The organism is Sphingopyxis sp. (assembly GCF_016704835.1).
Lineage (GTDB): Bacteria > Pseudomonadota > Alphaproteobacteria > Sphingomonadales > Sphingomonadaceae > Sphingopyxis.
In genome coordinates, this window is record NZ_JADIZJ010000001.1 from 1,528,486 (window position 1) to 1,543,061 (window position 14,576).

Below are 14,576 nucleotides of genomic sequence, written 5' to 3' on the forward strand. Positions count from 1 at the left end.
GCGCCTAAAAAGGTTGCACAACGAAACGAAAGGAACCTCTCCCATGGCCTATCAACTCTCCTCTTTCCGCCGCTTTCCCGCCGCTTTCGCCATCGTCGCTGCATCGGCGCTGGCTTTCACCGGCCTGATCGCAACCGCAACCCCCGCTTATGCCCAGTCGGGCAGCGACTATCGCTGCGCCGGTCTGGCCGAACAGGCTCATGTCGCCGCCACCGGCGTTGACGGCGGCAAGCAGGCGAGCGCCAAGCGCTTTGTTTCGACCGGCAAGAAGCTGTGCGAAGCGGGCAACGAACGCGCCGCTGCAAAGCAGTTCCGCGCCGCGCTGAAAATCGCCGGCGTCGCCGAAGTCGAAACCGACAGCCAGATGGCGTCGCGTTAAGCTAGAAAAGACACCAATCTCCGGACCGTCCTCTCCCTCTCCCCGACGGTTCCACTAAACTGGGGCGGCACTCGTAAAGAGGCCGCCCCATTTTGTTTGCGCGAAACCGAACCGATCGGCTTTTTGCAGGCGCCTGCCGATAGCGGCGAGGTCCCCGCCGCCTTGTGCGTTTCGTTCCAAACGGGCTGCAACGCATCTTGCCAAATCCGTGCGCACGCTCTTTAGCGGTGCCACGGAGGCTTGGCGCCGGTGATCCAGTTTCGTGCACGGCGGCGAAGTGTCGGCGCACGTCGGTCCCTGCGGCCCGATATGAGGATCAAAAGCATGAGCAATCCCGGCATGGACGCGGACATCTTTGACCAGTTCATCGAACAGCTTGAACGCTATGTGCGTGACCGTTTGCTCCCCGCCGAAGCGGGGATCATCGAGACTGACCAGATCCCCGCCGACATCCTCGCCGAAATGCGCGACATGGGGCTGTTCGGGTTGACGATCCCCGAGGAATTCGGCGGCGCGGGCATGAACGTCAGCCAATATGTCCGCACCATCCACACATTGTCCTATGCGATGCCGGCGTTCCGTTCGATCATCTCGATCAATATCGGCATGGTCGCTTCGGCGCTCAAGAATGGCGGCACCGATGCGCAAAAGGCTGAATGGCTGCCGCGCATCGCGGCGGGCGAGATCGCCTGTTTCGGCCTGACCGAGCCGGGGTCGGGGTCGGATTCGGCGGGGCTGCAGGCGACCGCGGTCCAAACCGACAACGGCTGGGTGCTCAATGGCACAAAGCGCTACATCACCAATTCGCCCTTTGCCAAGATCGGCCTGATCATGGCGCGGACGAGCAAGGAGAATCTTCCGAAGAATGCCCATGTCTCGGCGTTTCTCGTTCCGCTCGACAGCGCGGGCGTGACGATCGGCAAGGCGGACAAGAAGATGGGTCAGTCGGGCAGCCATATCGCCGACGTCATCATGGAAGACGTTCGCGTCGGCGGCGAGGCGCTGCTCGGCGGCGAACTGGGCAAGGGTTTTGCTTATGCGATGATGAGCCTCGACAATGGCCGCATGTCCGTCGGCGCCGCCGCGACCGCCTATGCGCGCCGCGCGCTCGACAGCGCGGTGCGTTACGCGACCGAGCGCAAGGCGTTTGGCGAACCGATCGCCAACTTCCAGCTCATCCAGCAGATGCTCGCGCAGAGCGAAATCGACATCTACGCCGCCGAATGCATGATGGCCGACGTCACCGCGCGCGCCGACGCGGGCGAAAATGTCCTGCGCAAGGCGGCGGCGTTCAAGGTATTTGCTTCCGAAATGTGCGGCCGCGTCGTCGATGCATGCGTTCAGGTCTATGGCGGCGCGGGCTATCTTGCCGAATATGATGCCGAACGCTTCTTTCGCGATGCCCGCATCTATCGCATCTACGAAGGCACGACGCAGATCCTGCAACTCCAGATCGCCAAGCACATGCTGCGCGAATTTGCGGCGGCGAACTGATCGGTCATCGCGCCCCGCTCTGTGATAGTCAGCCTGCGGCCCAGTCCTTGCGCCGGTAACGGAAATACCAGACTTCATGTGCCAGGTCAATCATGCTATTGAAATAGAATGATTTTTTACAGAATTTTGACCTCGAAAAATTGGCCAGCAATCACCCAGCAATCACCGTTTTGAGGGGCCAAAAAACCTCGTGTCCACGCGCAAATCTGCTCGTCGATCGGACCTTTCCAAGACCAATCTTGACGACTCTCCGATGGCGAAGGTCAGCGGTTCAAATCCTGTAGATTGCCTCTCATATGCTCCCTCAGTTAGCCTCTCCAGGGTCGCGAAAAGTGCCGCGCCGTGGGTAAGAATTTGGTGCCTCTCATCAGAAAATTGGACCAGTTCAGGCTACCACCGCCGGGCAGGGTCAGACGATCTAGCGATCGCCGGTATCGCAGGCGCGCAACCCCGCCGCGCAGCTTTGGACGGCATACGCCAATTAGATCCATTTTCGGTTCCAGTTTTGGTTGCTGATTGCGGTCGATCTGTTGGACATAGGCGCGCGCCCGTACAGTCAACTGGGCGAGTGACCGGGTTCCGCCACGTATGTCCAGGCAATTGCTAAAGGTGGTGGTACGTGCTCCAGACGCGCGTTTCCTTTGCTCGGTCACTTTTTCGCGATGCAACGCCTAGAATAATAATTGGATTATTAAATAGTAGCGCTCTGGCGCGAGGCATACTTTTCAACTGCGACTCATCTTGGTCGCAACCTTGAAAAGGAACGTGACATGAAAACGCATGACGACATCATCGATCTCGGCGCCGCCCAGGACGAAACCCTCGGCGCGCTGCCGTCGGGCCAGCAGGACGTACAGCCCGGGGACAAGTTTATCCTCGGCGGCATCAGCGCCGACGATTGACTGACGCGTGGCGTGCAGTCCTCGCACTGCACGCCACCGCTCCGTCGCGCGCTTCCATGATGAATGTCATCAGTTCAGCTGCCACGCATTGGTGCAGAGTCGGCGGCACCTTCGTCTTTCTGGACTTGTCCCGCGATCGCTATTTCATGCTGGAGCAGAGTGCGGCTGATCGCTTTTGCCGGATCGTCAGGGGCGCGCAAGAGGAGGGCGACGCGGATTGGCTTGCCGCACGCGGTTTGCACCACCTGGCGCCACCGATTGATCGACCTTTTTCCGAAGAGATCGCTCCGACCAGCAGCCTTCGAGAGGAGCCGGATCTCGAAAGGGGTTCCGCGGTTGAAACGGCCCGTGCGGTATTTGCCCTGGCCATAGCTCAGCGGCATGTTCGGAAACTCGCTCTAATAGAAATCCTGCCCAATCTTTCGCAAGGCGTGCCAGTACCACCGCACGTTCAACGGTCGGATGCGCGCCAAGTAGCCGCCGCGTTTAAGCGAGCGCGGCATTATCTTTCCGGCATGGATGAATGCCTCAGCCGCGGCGTCGCGATGCGCCGCGTGCTGGCCGGAAAGGGGTGCGAGGCCCGGCTGGTGATCGGCGTAACTTTGCCATTCGCAGCGCATTGCTGGGTGCAGCTGGGCTCGGCGGTATTGACCGATCCGCTCGATGTGGTGACCCCCTACACACCGATATTGGTCGCCTGATGCCGAGGTATTTTCGCATAGAGATTTCCGACGCTTCAGGACAGGCTGATCGTGACGAGATTGAAGCGGACTCATCCACCTTATCGCTTCCAAGCGCGCGGCTCTGGTACGATCAACAGCCGCTTGCCCTGGGTGGGCATGGATATCTGATCGGCCATCTGTTCGAGCGAGGCGAAAAGAGCCGCCGCGTCGTTGGATCTGCATGAAACGGCGGTAAGCAAAATGGCGGCGTCTAGCGGCCGGTCGCTCGTGTCCGACTATTGGGGCGGCTATGTCGCCATCCTGGCACGGCCCGGTGGAGGTCTCGCGATATTTCGCGACCCGTCGGGGTTGTTGCCCGTCTATTACCGCGCCGATGGGGCGGGCGTCACAGCGTCGAGCGACGCTGCCGATCTCGGCAGACGTGGCGGCGTCGATTATCCGGCAGTTGCGCGGTTTCTGGCTAATGGGGGCGCGCCTAGCCGAGAAACCTGCCTCGAAGGTGTCCAGGTACTGCTTCCAGGGGAATGTCTGATCATTACTTCGGGATCGCGTCGTCTGGAAAGCTGGTGGTCACCGTGGGATTGGACGCAGGTCCCTAACAAGCGGTTCGAGGTGGCCGCCGGTAAGCTTCGCGCCGTGGCGCTCGACTGTATCGAAAGCTGGGCGTCCTGCTTCGATTCCATATTGATCGGCGTATCTGGCGGCCTCGATTCCTCGATTGTCGCCGGCGCCGCATCTCGCCACGCCGCCGCGCTTCATTGCCTGACGATGATCGAAGACGATGCGATTGGTGATGAGCGCCGTTATGCTTCCATTCTCGCCAAGGCGATCGGCGTTCCCTTGCTTGGAAGCCCACTATGACCTCGGCAAGGTTGAGATTGATCGCGCCGTGGCGCCGCACCACCCTTGGCCGCACGCGCCATTCTACATGCAGGCAATCGCGTCGGCTCATGAAGAGCTCCGCCGCGAGCATCAAATCGATGCCTTCTTCTCGGGCAATGGCGGGGACAATATCTTCTGTGCGATCCGCAGCGCCTCGCCGTTCGTCGATCGTTTCATGGCGCAGGGACCGCGTCACGGGCTTTTCGACACCCTGCGCGATTTGAGCGATCTGACGGGAGCCAGCGGTGCGACCATCTTGCGGCACGCCTGGGATCGCTATCGTGACTGCAGCCGGCCCGTAAAACTTCATCGCGACACTTCCGGGCTTTCTTCCGCCGCGATCGCCGAGCTGGATGTGCCGAGGCCGCCCCATCCATGGATGGAAGCGCCCGAAGGCACGCCGCCCGGCAAGGCGGCGCATGTCAGGCTGCTGGCGCGCGCGCATCGCAGCATCGAGCTGTATCCCCGCCGCTCCCATCCGCAGCATGTCGCGCCGCTCCTGTCGCAACCAATCGTCGAAACATGCCTGTCAATCCCGACATGGCAGTGGATCGAGGGCGGCAGGGATCGCGCCGTCGCTCGGGCGGCATTCAAACCCATCGTCCCTGTGCAATTATTGCGCCGCACGTCCAAGGGCGGGCCGGGCGGCTTCATGCAGCGCATATTCCAGGCGAACGCGGAACATGCCGGCGACCTGCTGCGCACTGGCCTGCTGGCGCGGGCCGGTCTGCTCGACCTCAGGACCTTGGAAGGAGCCTCGCAGCCGACGGTGGCGGGCTTCGAAAAGGCGCAGCGCATCCTCGCACTTTGCGCGGCGGAAAGCTGGGTTCGTTGGTGGACGGATGTTCGCGCGTCATAAGGCTATCGCCGCTCGGCGCCTCGCGTCTGCACACACCTTGTCCTCCATTGCGCCGCCATCTTCGCCCAGCGGTCGAATGCCCTCTGTCATCCAGATCCGGGTCGCGCCGATCGCGAAGCCAAAAATCGAACCACGCCAGATTCTCTCGCATCGCGCGCAGCCGATTGAGGGATGTGAAACAGATGGGTCTCATCGGTGGCGGTGGTCTCGCCAGGATAGAGACTGATCTGCGCAGGAACCTTTGCTTCGCGCAGCGCGGCGTAGAAATCGATCGCTCCCGCAAAGGGAGAAGCCATTTGCTGAAGGACCGGAGCACACGCCCTATCGGCACGGAGCGAGGGCGACAGCTGGCGATAGGCGTCGAGGTAACGACCTGAAGGTGGGCCGCCGAAGACGGCGTGATACCCGTCTTTCGGATCTGAATAGGATGCGGGTTCAAGATAATTCCCGTCCCCGCTGGAAGCAGCGCGAAACATCTCCGATTGGGTCATCGCGACATTCACCATCTGCGATCCCCGACTGTACCCGGCAATGCCAATGCGGTCGGGATCGACAATGCCTTCGCTTGCCAACTCGGCGATCGCGTCTTCAAAACTATAGACGCCGTTGATCCAGATCAGCTCGCGCAGCTTTTCGGGACCGAGTGTGCCTGGGCCGCCCGACCACTCCATATAGGCGTGCCAAAGGTCAGCCTGCTGCCGAGCCGAGGGGTCGTTCGTGAGAATGACGACATATCCGCGCTCGGCGAACAGCTGAGCGGGGTAGTTCCATTGCAGATCGACGTTCGCGAAGCGCTCGTCCGCATCGCTGCCATGAGTGATGATGATCGCCGGGTAGCGACTGCTTGTCTGGTAATTGCGAGGCCAGACGATGAATCCGGTCGATCGGTAGCCGAGCCGGTTTGTCCATTGATGCGGCGTGACGCGCAACGGTGCGATCGAATCATGAGCAGCGGAGAGCGGAGCGATGGCCTGCACGCGCCCGTCTTTCGGTTCGACACGGACGAACCGTGGCGCCTGGTTCAGCCCTTCCTCGACGCAAATGCCCCACGCGAGATCCTCGCGAAAGTCGCAGGCCGTCAAGCTGCCGGGGCGGATCAGCGACGTTGCGTGCCGACCGGTAAGCAAAACCAACCCGTACCGTGGATGCGAGGTCGTTTCGCACCCCCAGCAGCGCGCTTAGCCCATCCCCCGAGAGCCAATTTCCTGCCGAACGCGGGTCGCCGATGTAATAGGGCTGGCGACCATAGTGAGTTTTCGGCCATCGGTGTGCGTCTCCGTGAGGGCAAGCGTCCTGCCGAAACCCTCGCTTGCAAGAGTTCCGCCATTCGGGCCGCGCACCAGACCGATCGCCGGAAAACCCGAACTTTCCTGAATGGGCCGGCTGGCGTTGGTTACAAAGCTCCAGGAAAAGGTCCCGATGCCGTCGGCCCGCTCCGCATCGGATTGCTCTAACTGGTAGCGCGGCCCTTCGTCGGTCCATTCGACATGGCCGCCATAATAGAAAGCAAGCCGGTCGCCGGATGGCCGCGATGCGACCAGCCAGTCTTCGCCCGTCGCCGACCGTATGCGCAGTTCTACGATCGCCCCGACCGGCGCGCGACGCCGATTGCGCTGGCTAACCACCGCGTCGTCGATGGCAACATTGGCCGGTTCCGAACTTCGGCTTTAGCGTGGCGTACCAAAGCCATTGTCCGTCGGGAGACCAGTCGTGATAAAATCCCGATCCGGCGCGGCGCACCGCTTCTACGGCGAACAGCGCGCCTTCGGTCTGGCCGACGGTAACCTTCGCATCGCGCACCAGCAGCGGTTTGATCGTCCCTTCGGCGTCGAGCGCATAGAGCTGAAGCTCGTCGCCCCGATCTAGCAGTAGGCTCCAGCCCGTGCCGTTCGGCAACGGTCGGAGCTGCTCTGCGCTCGCCGCGCGCAGAATCTCGCGCGAGGCGCGCGAGCGCAGGTCAAACAGATGAAGAATTGAGACGGTCTCATTCTTTTGGAGATCCGCTCGCCGTTCGAGATAGGCGAGCGACTTGCCGTCGCTCGCCAAGCTCAATTCGAACTCCGCCGGGACGGTCACCACATCTTCGAGCGTCCAGCGCCGACCTTCCTCCGCGACGGCCGTCCCGCTGTTAGCGAGACCGACCAACAGAAGAAGCGGCCATAGGCGGATGCTACCAGTCATGCCGAACCGTGACGCTCAGGAAGCGGCCAATTGCTGACCCGTTCGTCGTGTCAAACGGAGCATCGAAAGGCGAGGTGGTGAAGATCGGCTCCGGCTTGCTGTTGAAGACATTCTGTGCGCTCAGCGCAACTTCCGTGCCTGCGCCGAGCCGCAATCGGCCGGTCAGGTCAAGCGTTGTCGATCCGCTAAGTTTGATGGCTGCCGGACGACGATTGTCCGTGACGCTCGCGCTGTGATTGAGAAAGGCCGCGAGCGAGAAGGCCTTGTCGCTCAGCGTGAGCCCGCCGCGCGCCCGAAAATGCGGCGGGCGGAAGATTGTTCCCGCGAGGTCGGTCACCGGCAGGCCGGGAAGCAATTGCTGACTGCTGTCGAGCCAGGTGGCTCCGGCGTTCAGGCTCAGCTGCCGGTCGCTGCCAAGCTGGGCATCATATCGTACCGCGATGTCGACGCCGCGATATTTCTGCCGCGCGATATTGCGGTCGCGAGCATCGAGGAAGGCGACGACGCGCGCCGGGTCGTAGGGAGACCCCGTAATGTTCTGGAGCCCGCCATCGGCACCGGCGAAGATGGTGTCGAGCAGGGCCGGCGCAGGATTTAAGGTAACGAGATCAGCAAAGATCGGATTGTTCAGGAACCCCGGCGCCCGAGGCGAGCGGCGGCGCAACGCGATCCTTATAGTCGATCCGAAAATAGCTTGCCGAAACCTCAAGACCATGGAGCGGTTTCACGGTCGCGCTGAAGGTCCAGTTTTCGGAGCGTTCAGGCTCGAGCTGGTCGTTCGGCCCGAGAGCATAAGCGACGGTCGAACCAGCGGGAAATCCCTGGCCGAAGCCGCCGACCGGCACGAGCAGCGCAACATAGCCGGAATATTGTTGATAGAGCGTCGGAAGTTTGAAGGATTTGCCCCATGACACCCCAGCCGGACCTGCTCGACCGGATCATAGACGAAGCTCAGCTTCGGGGTGACGATGTCGCCGGAGTCCGAATAATCCTCATAGCGCAGCGCCCCGGTCAGCGAAGCGCGGTGCGCAAAGGCCAGATCCTGATCGGGGTCCGCGATCGGCAGTAAAAGCTCGCCATAGGCGAAATGATTGCGGCGCGAGCGTGAAAAGCTGCGGGTTCCGATTTCGGATTTGAAACGGTTGGTGCGATAGCCGCCGCCAAAGGCCAGTCGCGCGGGGCCCGCGGGGAGCTCGAACAGCGACCCTCCAGTCCCGCCTCCACCGCGATATTCCGGTTGAAGAAGTGCCGCGCGGTGGCAGTGCTCGGCGCGCCGCCGCTGAAGTTCTGGCTGATGCCATCGGTCGTGTCGGTGCCGAAAAACGCGCCCGCTTTCAGCTTCCAATTGGCCGACAGTGCGGCCGACAGCGTCGGTGCGACGCCAAATGTTTCGAACTTGGTGCGCGCCTCAAGCCCTGAGTTTCGAGCGGCTGAGCGACCGTGAAACCGGTCGCCGACTCCATCCTTCCGCGCTTGTAAATAAGATCGGCAGCCAGGGTGACGCCGCCGCCAAGCGACTGGTGACCGCTCAGCAGAACCGCGTGTCGGCGAAGGGCAGGGAAGAGCGTCAAATCGGGGTTGTTGGCGAAGGCATAGCTGCGATCTTTCGCCCGGATCGCGGTACCGTGCGAATAATCATAGGCCGCGATGATGCCGCCGTCCGACCAGCGCGATCCGCCGAGAAGATTATATTGGTGCTGGAAATTGCCGCCGTCGGTCGAAGGCCGAGCCGGGCGCTGGTCGATACGCCCTTATAGTCGCGCTTGAGAAGAATATTGACGACCCCGGCGACCGCGTCGGCGCCGTAGATGGCCGATGCCCCATCGGCCACGACCTCAACGCGGTCGACCGCCGCGATGGGAATGGCGCTGACGTCGATCACCGAATTGACGCTGCTGTAGGCAAAGCGATTGCCGTTGATCAGCGTCAGTGTCGCATTGGGACCGATACCGCGCAGGTTGAAAGTCGATGCGCCATTGGCGTTCACGTTTTCATTCGCGGCGCCTTGCGAATTTCCGATCCCGGGATTCTGGCCGCCGCCGAAATTCTGCGGCAAGCTGCGCGCCACCTCGCCAAGATCGGCATGGCCGGAGTTGCGGATGTCTTCCGAGGTCACCCGGATCACAGGGGTTGCCGTGGGCGCGCCCGTGATCCGTGACCCCGTCACGACAATCGGCTCGGCCTCGGTCGCGGCGGCATTTTCGGCGGAGGCGAGTCTGGAAATGACCACCGAGCCGACCTCGAACCTTGCGGTGAGCCCGCTACCTTTGAGGAGCGCCTCGATTGCTTCGCGGCTCGTCAGCTCGCCTTTCAACGGCGGCGCAGTCTTTCCATCAAGATCGCGCGACGATGCGTAGAGCTCGATGTCGGCAATCGTGGCAGCGCTGCGCAGCGCGTCGTCGAGATCCTGCGCGGGCATATCGTAGGGCTGGCGCTGTTGCTGCATGGCCAGCGCAACCGTAGGTGAAAAACAGGTGGCACTGCCGACCAGCAGCGCGACCAGCGAACGGGACTTCTTCAACATTATCACTCCCCCATTTCCTCGGCCGTGCTTCAGGCAGGCGGCCAGTGGGGGTGCGTTGACGGGGCGAAGGGGAGCCCCTTAGTCTTGGGTGAAAAATTATCGGCGGCGAAGATGGATGGCTCTCGCCGTGCGTTCGACCCTGAGACCGAACAGGGTTGCGATCCGTTCAGCGAAAGCATCGGTCTCGCTAAGATGGAAGCGGCCGGAAACCTCAAGCGCGGCGCTCGCCGCATCGTCGATCACGATCGGGATGACGGCATAGCGATTGGCCTCCGCAACCAGTCGGTCGAGCCTTATCGAACGATATTCGGCCCAGCCTTCGGGCCAGTTTGCGGGAATGTCAGACGCTTGGGCCATACCGAACTGCAACTTGCCATCACGCCGATAGGTCAGCGTCTTTCCCTGTGACAACGCGGTCGCAGGACCGGTTTTGGCGTCTGCGCGCAGGCCGGCCTCGCCGCGCCGGAGGGCCGCACTGACCGTTCCGGCCTCGTCGAGGCTAAGGTCGATCTCGGCATCGTTCGCGATTGCTGCGCCTGTCCCGGCGTCGATATGGAGCGGTTTAGCTTGCTTGGCGATGGAAAGACGGACCCTGCCCTTTACCAAGCGGACGCTGCGGTCGCCGTCTCCGAACGCGACGTCCAGCCGGCTGTCGGTATCAAGCGTCGCGCGCGAGCCGTCGGCAAGCCGGAACGTGCGGATCTCGCCGCGCTGCGTAATCAGGGGTTCGGCGGCGCGCGCGGTGGACGCACTGCCGGGCTGGCCGGGAAGGGAGGCGCCTCCAGCCCCGAATGCTACAATCAGCAGCGCGATTGCGGTCGCGGCGGCGCCCCATGGCAGCCAGCCGCGAACCCGGCCCCGCCGCGCTTCGGCATGGCTTGTTCCGTGGCGCTGCGAGGTCCTGAGAACCGCCATGGCCGCCATGCGGCGTTCGGCGCGGCGGTAGGCTTCGCCATGATCGGCCGATGCGAGGAGCCACGCTTCAAACTCTCCGCGCAGCGCGCCGGCGTCCTCGCCGCGCATCTTGATCAGCCACGCCTGCGCGACCTCATCGACGGGATAGTTGCCGCCGCTTGTGCTCGTCATCGGCCGCCGTCCACCAACTTTGAAATCTGACCGAGCGCTTTCATCATATGATATTCCACCGTTGCGATGCTGATGCCCAGCAGTTCGTGTATCTCGCGATAACTGAGTTCGTCCACCCGGTGCATCAGGAAAACGCGGCGCGTTTTTGGCGGCATGGCGTCAACCGCCGTTTCATACAATCGCAGCAGGTCCGCGGCTTCGAGGTTCCACTCCTGCGCCGCAGGCGTCGCGCCGTCGCGCTCCTCGCGAAGCGGAAAGAAGATCGCCCGCGCGGACTTCTGGCGCCGCGCGCGATCGATAAGGAGATTTTGGGCGATGCGGCGAAGAAACCCGCCCGGATTGATGAGCTGGTGGCGCTGTGCGCTCCCCGCGGCGCGAGCAAACACTTCCTGCACTAGGTCCGGTGCTTCCTCGGCTCCCTGCTTTGCGGCGAAAGGAAATGGAAGAGCGATATGCGATGGGTCCGATATATCGCGTCCAGATCGTGCCCGGCTTCTGGACGCTCATCGGCCGAAGGGGGACGATCGGCCGGATGGGCATGGCAGGCCGAGGACACCGAAAAGGGGTGACGCGGCGGCGCACGGTCGCCGCAGGTACAGGAAGACACGACAGAAAATCCCGGAGGCACGAACGGGACCAGCCGGCATTCGCCAGGAGCCCGTCTTCCAGTGCTGTGCCGCCGTTTGGTCGCTCGCGCGAACCATGGACCGGTTGGGCCGCCGGTCCGGTCAGGGACTGGCGCATATGATGCCTGGCGAAATATTCCGCGCAGGAACTGCCAGCGATGCTCCTGCGCCGTCGAATCATGTCAATTGTAGGCGGCGCTGACAAGCAAAACGTCACTCCCATTTCGGCCAGCGATCATGGCTGTCGACCCGGATGGCCGGCGAGCGTTCGGGCGTAGCTGGCCGCTTCACGCGCGCGCCGCTCGTGATAACCGAGCAGGAGATTGCGAACCTGCGCTTGCGGCTCTGCATCGGCGAAGGCGATCGCGATCGCGTTATACTCTGCGTCGATGTCGGCAAGGATCATCGCGTCGAAATGACGCGATAGCTGAAGCCTGTCGCCGATCGCTGCGATGCTCGCGACGATCTCGCTGTTCGCCGAGCGCTCCGCGATCGCCAGGAACAGGTCCGCGATGCGGTCGGGATAGGGCTGGTCAGCGGGGACCGAAGTTGCCGAGCCTTTTGGCGCCGTCGCAAGCGCCGCGAGCAGCAAGATCAGGTGCAACTCGAGCAGGTCGCGAAACTCGGTTTCGGTCAGCCGATGAACGTGAAAGCCCTCGCCCGGTGCGAAATCGACCATCCGCTCGCCATTGAGCCGGTAGAGACTGTCGCGAACCGGGGTAACGCTGACCCCGAGATCTTCGGCGAGACGGGCCGCTTCGATCCGGGTGCCGCTAGCCCATTCTCCGCTCATCAGCTGACGCTTGATCGCCTCATAGGTCGGCTCGAACACGTGTGCCGGGCTCATTTTTCGTTCCTTTCCGCAGCAGCGGAATTCGGACACGGCGTCGGCCTGGTCGGTACGGAGCGCGTCGATCGCGCCGATATGCGCCGGCCGTTCGTCTTGCAGCAGGATCGATGGGCATTGCCCTTCGTAATTGCCGAGATTCGGGCGGTGCTGCGCAGCCGGCGAGCGCGGCCAGTTCGGGAGGAAACGTCCGGGCGACCTCGGGCGGATAGGCGAGCCACAAATTCTCATAGGGCTTCAGCCATCCCAAGCTGTAGCTGACGAGCACGCCGCGCCGGACCTCTTGGCTGAGGTTCGAGCCCGCCCCATGCGCAGTCGATCCCAGAAAGCATATCGCCGCGCCCGGCTTGCCTTCGGCGAAAATGGGTTGCCCAAGATCAGATTTCGCCATCCCCTTCACGCCGTGGCTCTTCGGAAAGATGCGCGTTGCGCCGTTTTCTTTTGTGAAGGGTGTCAGCGGCCAGGTAGTGTCTCAGTTTGAATTTGGCAAGGGCCGCGCGGAACTTGAACCGGCCGCTCGGGTTCCCATATTAAGGATCAAGGGATTTGACGCTGAGAGCGCGAATCAGGCGAGCGGAGTAGTCCGCCTCCGTATTACGACCCGAGACGCGAGGGCCGTAATACGTTGCGCTTTCATTGTCAATGGCCTAGAGTTAACGGAAGGCGTTCCGTGAGGTTCAGGCCGCGTTCAATCGCGACCTCTTAACGTAAATGAAACGCTTACAGTGGATGGAGTTTATTATGCCTAGGGGTCCGCAAGGACAGAAGCGACCAGCCGACTCTGTTGCCCGTGCGGTAATGGTGGCACGGATTGCTGTGGGCGAAATCGCCGATGACGAGTCCCCTGTGGCCCGTCAAAATGTAGGAGTGGCCGGAGCTATAGCGCGAGCAAAAGCGCTGACTCCGGCACGTAGGAAGGAAATAGCCAAGGCCTCTGCCGAAGCTAGATGGAGTTGACCATGAGCGAACTGAGCCTCTTAAGCAAAGAGCTGTTCGGCGATCCGAGCAGCGCCATTTCAGATATCAAATTTTATCCGGGCGAAAGCCGGGAATGCTCGATTGAAGAAATTGCCGCCGCAATGCGGACGGCCATTGCCTCTATTAAGGCTGGTGGCGGTCGAGACATTGACCCGAGCATCAACGATTTTAGCCCTATCGCTTATGTAAGGCGATAGGGGCTAATTTTGTTATACAAACCGGCATATCTTTCTCGACAACAGCAAAAACGCACCTGCCTAGACAATGGTATTTCGATGATGCCAGCATGGTTCACTGGGTTCGGAGCATCGTTATAAAAGTAGAGCCAGGACTCGATAAAGACGTTCTTGCGGGATTTGTTTTTCGGTCTGCCCGTATACAGCACGGTGGTATGTCGACTTATGATTATACCATTATTTTAGCTGGTAATTTGACTGAGCAAGCTGAGCGTTTCGTCGCTATAAAAGAGCTTATGCACTGTTATTTCGACCCTGAAAAGGTTGAATACGCTACCGATACAGCCGTGGCGCTCGAAAATCACATGCGACAGATGTTTGACGAGTCGGAAGTGGTAAGCGCTCCCTCCACGTGCAGGCCGATGGTATGGCCTTGTGGATGGCTCTCGGGGTCATCTGTCCTGCTCATATTCGCGACGGCTATATAGCCGGCGGAATAATGGCGCGACGTTGCCAAAGAGCTTAACATTCCAGTTAAGCAGGCGCAAAATTTGCTGTCTGATCGATTTGATATCGAGATAAGTCAAATTCTAAACTGAACTTTGCTTGCAAAATCTTAAAAGTTCCGAATGTGATGGGGCATGAACAAGCGCTGCCTCGCCAAGCGCATCGGAAATCCTGCAATGTCTTTGCGAAGGATCGTCCATGCGGTCGATCTCAGCCGCGTTGCGGACGTGCCGATCAACACGGATTTCCAAGCTTGCTCGTTGAAGCGGGCGAGGCAGCTGACCCTTCGACGAAGACGGTGCAAGACGTGAAGGACTCGCGCATCCAGGGCGACGAGATTTGGTCTTTCTGCCACGCGAAGCAAAGAACGTCGCCGCTGCGAAGGCTGCACCGGAAGGCGCGGGCGACGTCTGGACTTGGACCGCGATTGACGCCGATACCAACCCGATCGT

16 protein-coding genes and 2 pseudogenes are annotated in these 14,576 nt (G+C 61.4%); 7 read left to right on the forward strand and 11 right to left on the reverse strand.

Annotation, left to right across the window (positions count from 1 at the left end):
- Positions 1-43 precede the first annotated feature (43 nt).
- From IPF76_RS07605 to IPF76_RS07630, 6 genes are all read left to right on the forward strand, one after another.
- A complete protein-coding gene (locus tag IPF76_RS07605; protein ID WP_293841780.1) occupies positions 44-379 on the forward strand; it encodes a hypothetical protein in 336 nt (111 codons plus the stop codon).
- A 324-nt stretch (positions 380-703) separates the two neighbouring features.
- Positions 704-1,873: an acyl-CoA dehydrogenase family protein gene (locus tag IPF76_RS07610; protein WP_293841783.1), complete on the forward strand. Its 1,170-nt coding sequence runs from the start codon at positions 704-706 to the stop codon at positions 1,871-1,873.
- A gap of 770 nt (positions 1,874-2,643) precedes the next feature.
- Positions 2,644-2,775, forward strand: a complete 132-nt coding sequence (locus tag IPF76_RS07615; protein ID WP_257545256.1) for a hypothetical protein — start codon at positions 2,644-2,646, stop codon at positions 2,773-2,775.
- A 56-nt stretch (positions 2,776-2,831) separates the two neighbouring features.
- A complete protein-coding gene (locus IPF76_RS07620; protein ID WP_293841786.1) occupies positions 2,832-3,476 on the forward strand; it encodes a lasso peptide biosynthesis B2 protein in 645 nt (214 codons plus the stop codon).
- 222 nt (positions 3,477-3,698) lie between these two features.
- The gene (locus tag IPF76_RS07625; RefSeq protein ID WP_293841789.1) at positions 3,699-4,319 is read left to right on the forward strand and encodes an asparagine synthase-related protein; all 621 of its coding nucleotides are present in this window, start codon (positions 3,699-3,701) and stop codon (positions 4,317-4,319) included.
- Between the two features lie 67 nt (positions 4,320-4,386).
- The gene (locus tag IPF76_RS07630) at positions 4,387-5,199 is read left to right on the forward strand and encodes an asparagine synthase-related protein (RefSeq protein WP_293842010.1); all 813 of its coding nucleotides are present in this window, start codon (positions 4,387-4,389) and stop codon (positions 5,197-5,199) included.
- An 86-nt stretch (positions 5,200-5,285) separates the two neighbouring features.
- Here IPF76_RS07630 and IPF76_RS07635 read toward each other — a convergent pair whose 3' ends face one another.
- From IPF76_RS07635 to IPF76_RS07685, 11 genes and pseudogenes are all read right to left on the reverse strand, one after another.
- On the reverse strand, positions 5,286-6,332 hold the full coding sequence (locus tag IPF76_RS07635; protein WP_293841792.1) for a prolyl oligopeptidase family serine peptidase: 1,047 nt from the start codon (positions 6,330-6,332) through the stop codon (positions 5,286-5,288).
- A 45-nt stretch (positions 6,333-6,377) separates the two neighbouring features.
- Complete coding sequence (locus IPF76_RS07640; RefSeq protein WP_293841794.1) at positions 6,378-6,824, reverse strand: hypothetical protein; 447 nt, start codon at positions 6,822-6,824, stop codon at positions 6,378-6,380.
- A complete protein-coding gene (locus IPF76_RS07645; protein ID WP_293841797.1) occupies positions 6,817-7,344 on the reverse strand; it encodes a hypothetical protein in 528 nt (175 codons plus the stop codon). The genes IPF76_RS07640 and IPF76_RS07645 overlap by 8 nt, the downstream gene beginning before the upstream one ends.
- A gap of 25 nt (positions 7,345-7,369) precedes the next feature.
- Positions 7,370-8,044, reverse strand: a complete 675-nt coding sequence (locus IPF76_RS07650) for a TonB-dependent receptor (protein ID WP_293841799.1) — start codon at positions 8,042-8,044, stop codon at positions 7,370-7,372.
- Positions 7,989-8,294, reverse strand: coding sequence for a TonB-dependent receptor (locus tag IPF76_RS07655; RefSeq protein WP_293841802.1), 306 nt, complete (start codon positions 8,292-8,294; stop codon positions 7,989-7,991). The genes IPF76_RS07650 and IPF76_RS07655 overlap by 56 nt, the downstream gene beginning before the upstream one ends.
- A gap of 62 nt (positions 8,295-8,356) precedes the next feature.
- Positions 8,357-8,725, reverse strand: a pseudogene (locus IPF76_RS07660) (hypothetical protein); the annotation flags it as partial.
- A gap of 222 nt (positions 8,726-8,947) precedes the next feature.
- The gene (locus tag IPF76_RS07665; protein ID WP_293841805.1) at positions 8,948-9,904 is read right to left on the reverse strand and encodes a TonB-dependent receptor; all 957 of its coding nucleotides are present in this window, start codon (positions 9,902-9,904) and stop codon (positions 8,948-8,950) included.
- Positions 9,905-10,000: 96 nt separating this feature from the next.
- Positions 10,001-10,990, reverse strand: coding sequence for a FecR domain-containing protein (locus IPF76_RS07670; RefSeq protein ID WP_293841808.1), 990 nt, complete (start codon positions 10,988-10,990; stop codon positions 10,001-10,003).
- The gene (locus IPF76_RS07675; protein ID WP_366499269.1) at positions 10,987-11,385 is read right to left on the reverse strand and encodes a sigma-70 family RNA polymerase sigma factor; all 399 of its coding nucleotides are present in this window, start codon (positions 11,383-11,385) and stop codon (positions 10,987-10,989) included. Before IPF76_RS07675 ends, IPF76_RS07670 begins: the two co-directional genes overlap by 4 nt.
- A gap of 466 nt (positions 11,386-11,851) precedes the next feature.
- A complete protein-coding gene (locus IPF76_RS07680; protein ID WP_037556223.1) occupies positions 11,852-12,463 on the reverse strand; it encodes a GntR family transcriptional regulator in 612 nt (203 codons plus the stop codon).
- A 24-nt stretch (positions 12,464-12,487) separates the two neighbouring features.
- Positions 12,488-12,926: pseudogene (locus tag IPF76_RS07685) on the reverse strand (phytanoyl-CoA dioxygenase family protein); the annotation flags it as partial.
- A gap of 496 nt (positions 12,927-13,422) precedes the next feature.
- Here IPF76_RS07685 and IPF76_RS07690 point away from each other — a divergent pair.
- Complete coding sequence (locus tag IPF76_RS07690; protein ID WP_293841811.1) at positions 13,423-13,638, forward strand: hypothetical protein; 216 nt, start codon at positions 13,423-13,425, stop codon at positions 13,636-13,638.
- Positions 13,639-14,576: the final 938 nt, after the last annotated feature.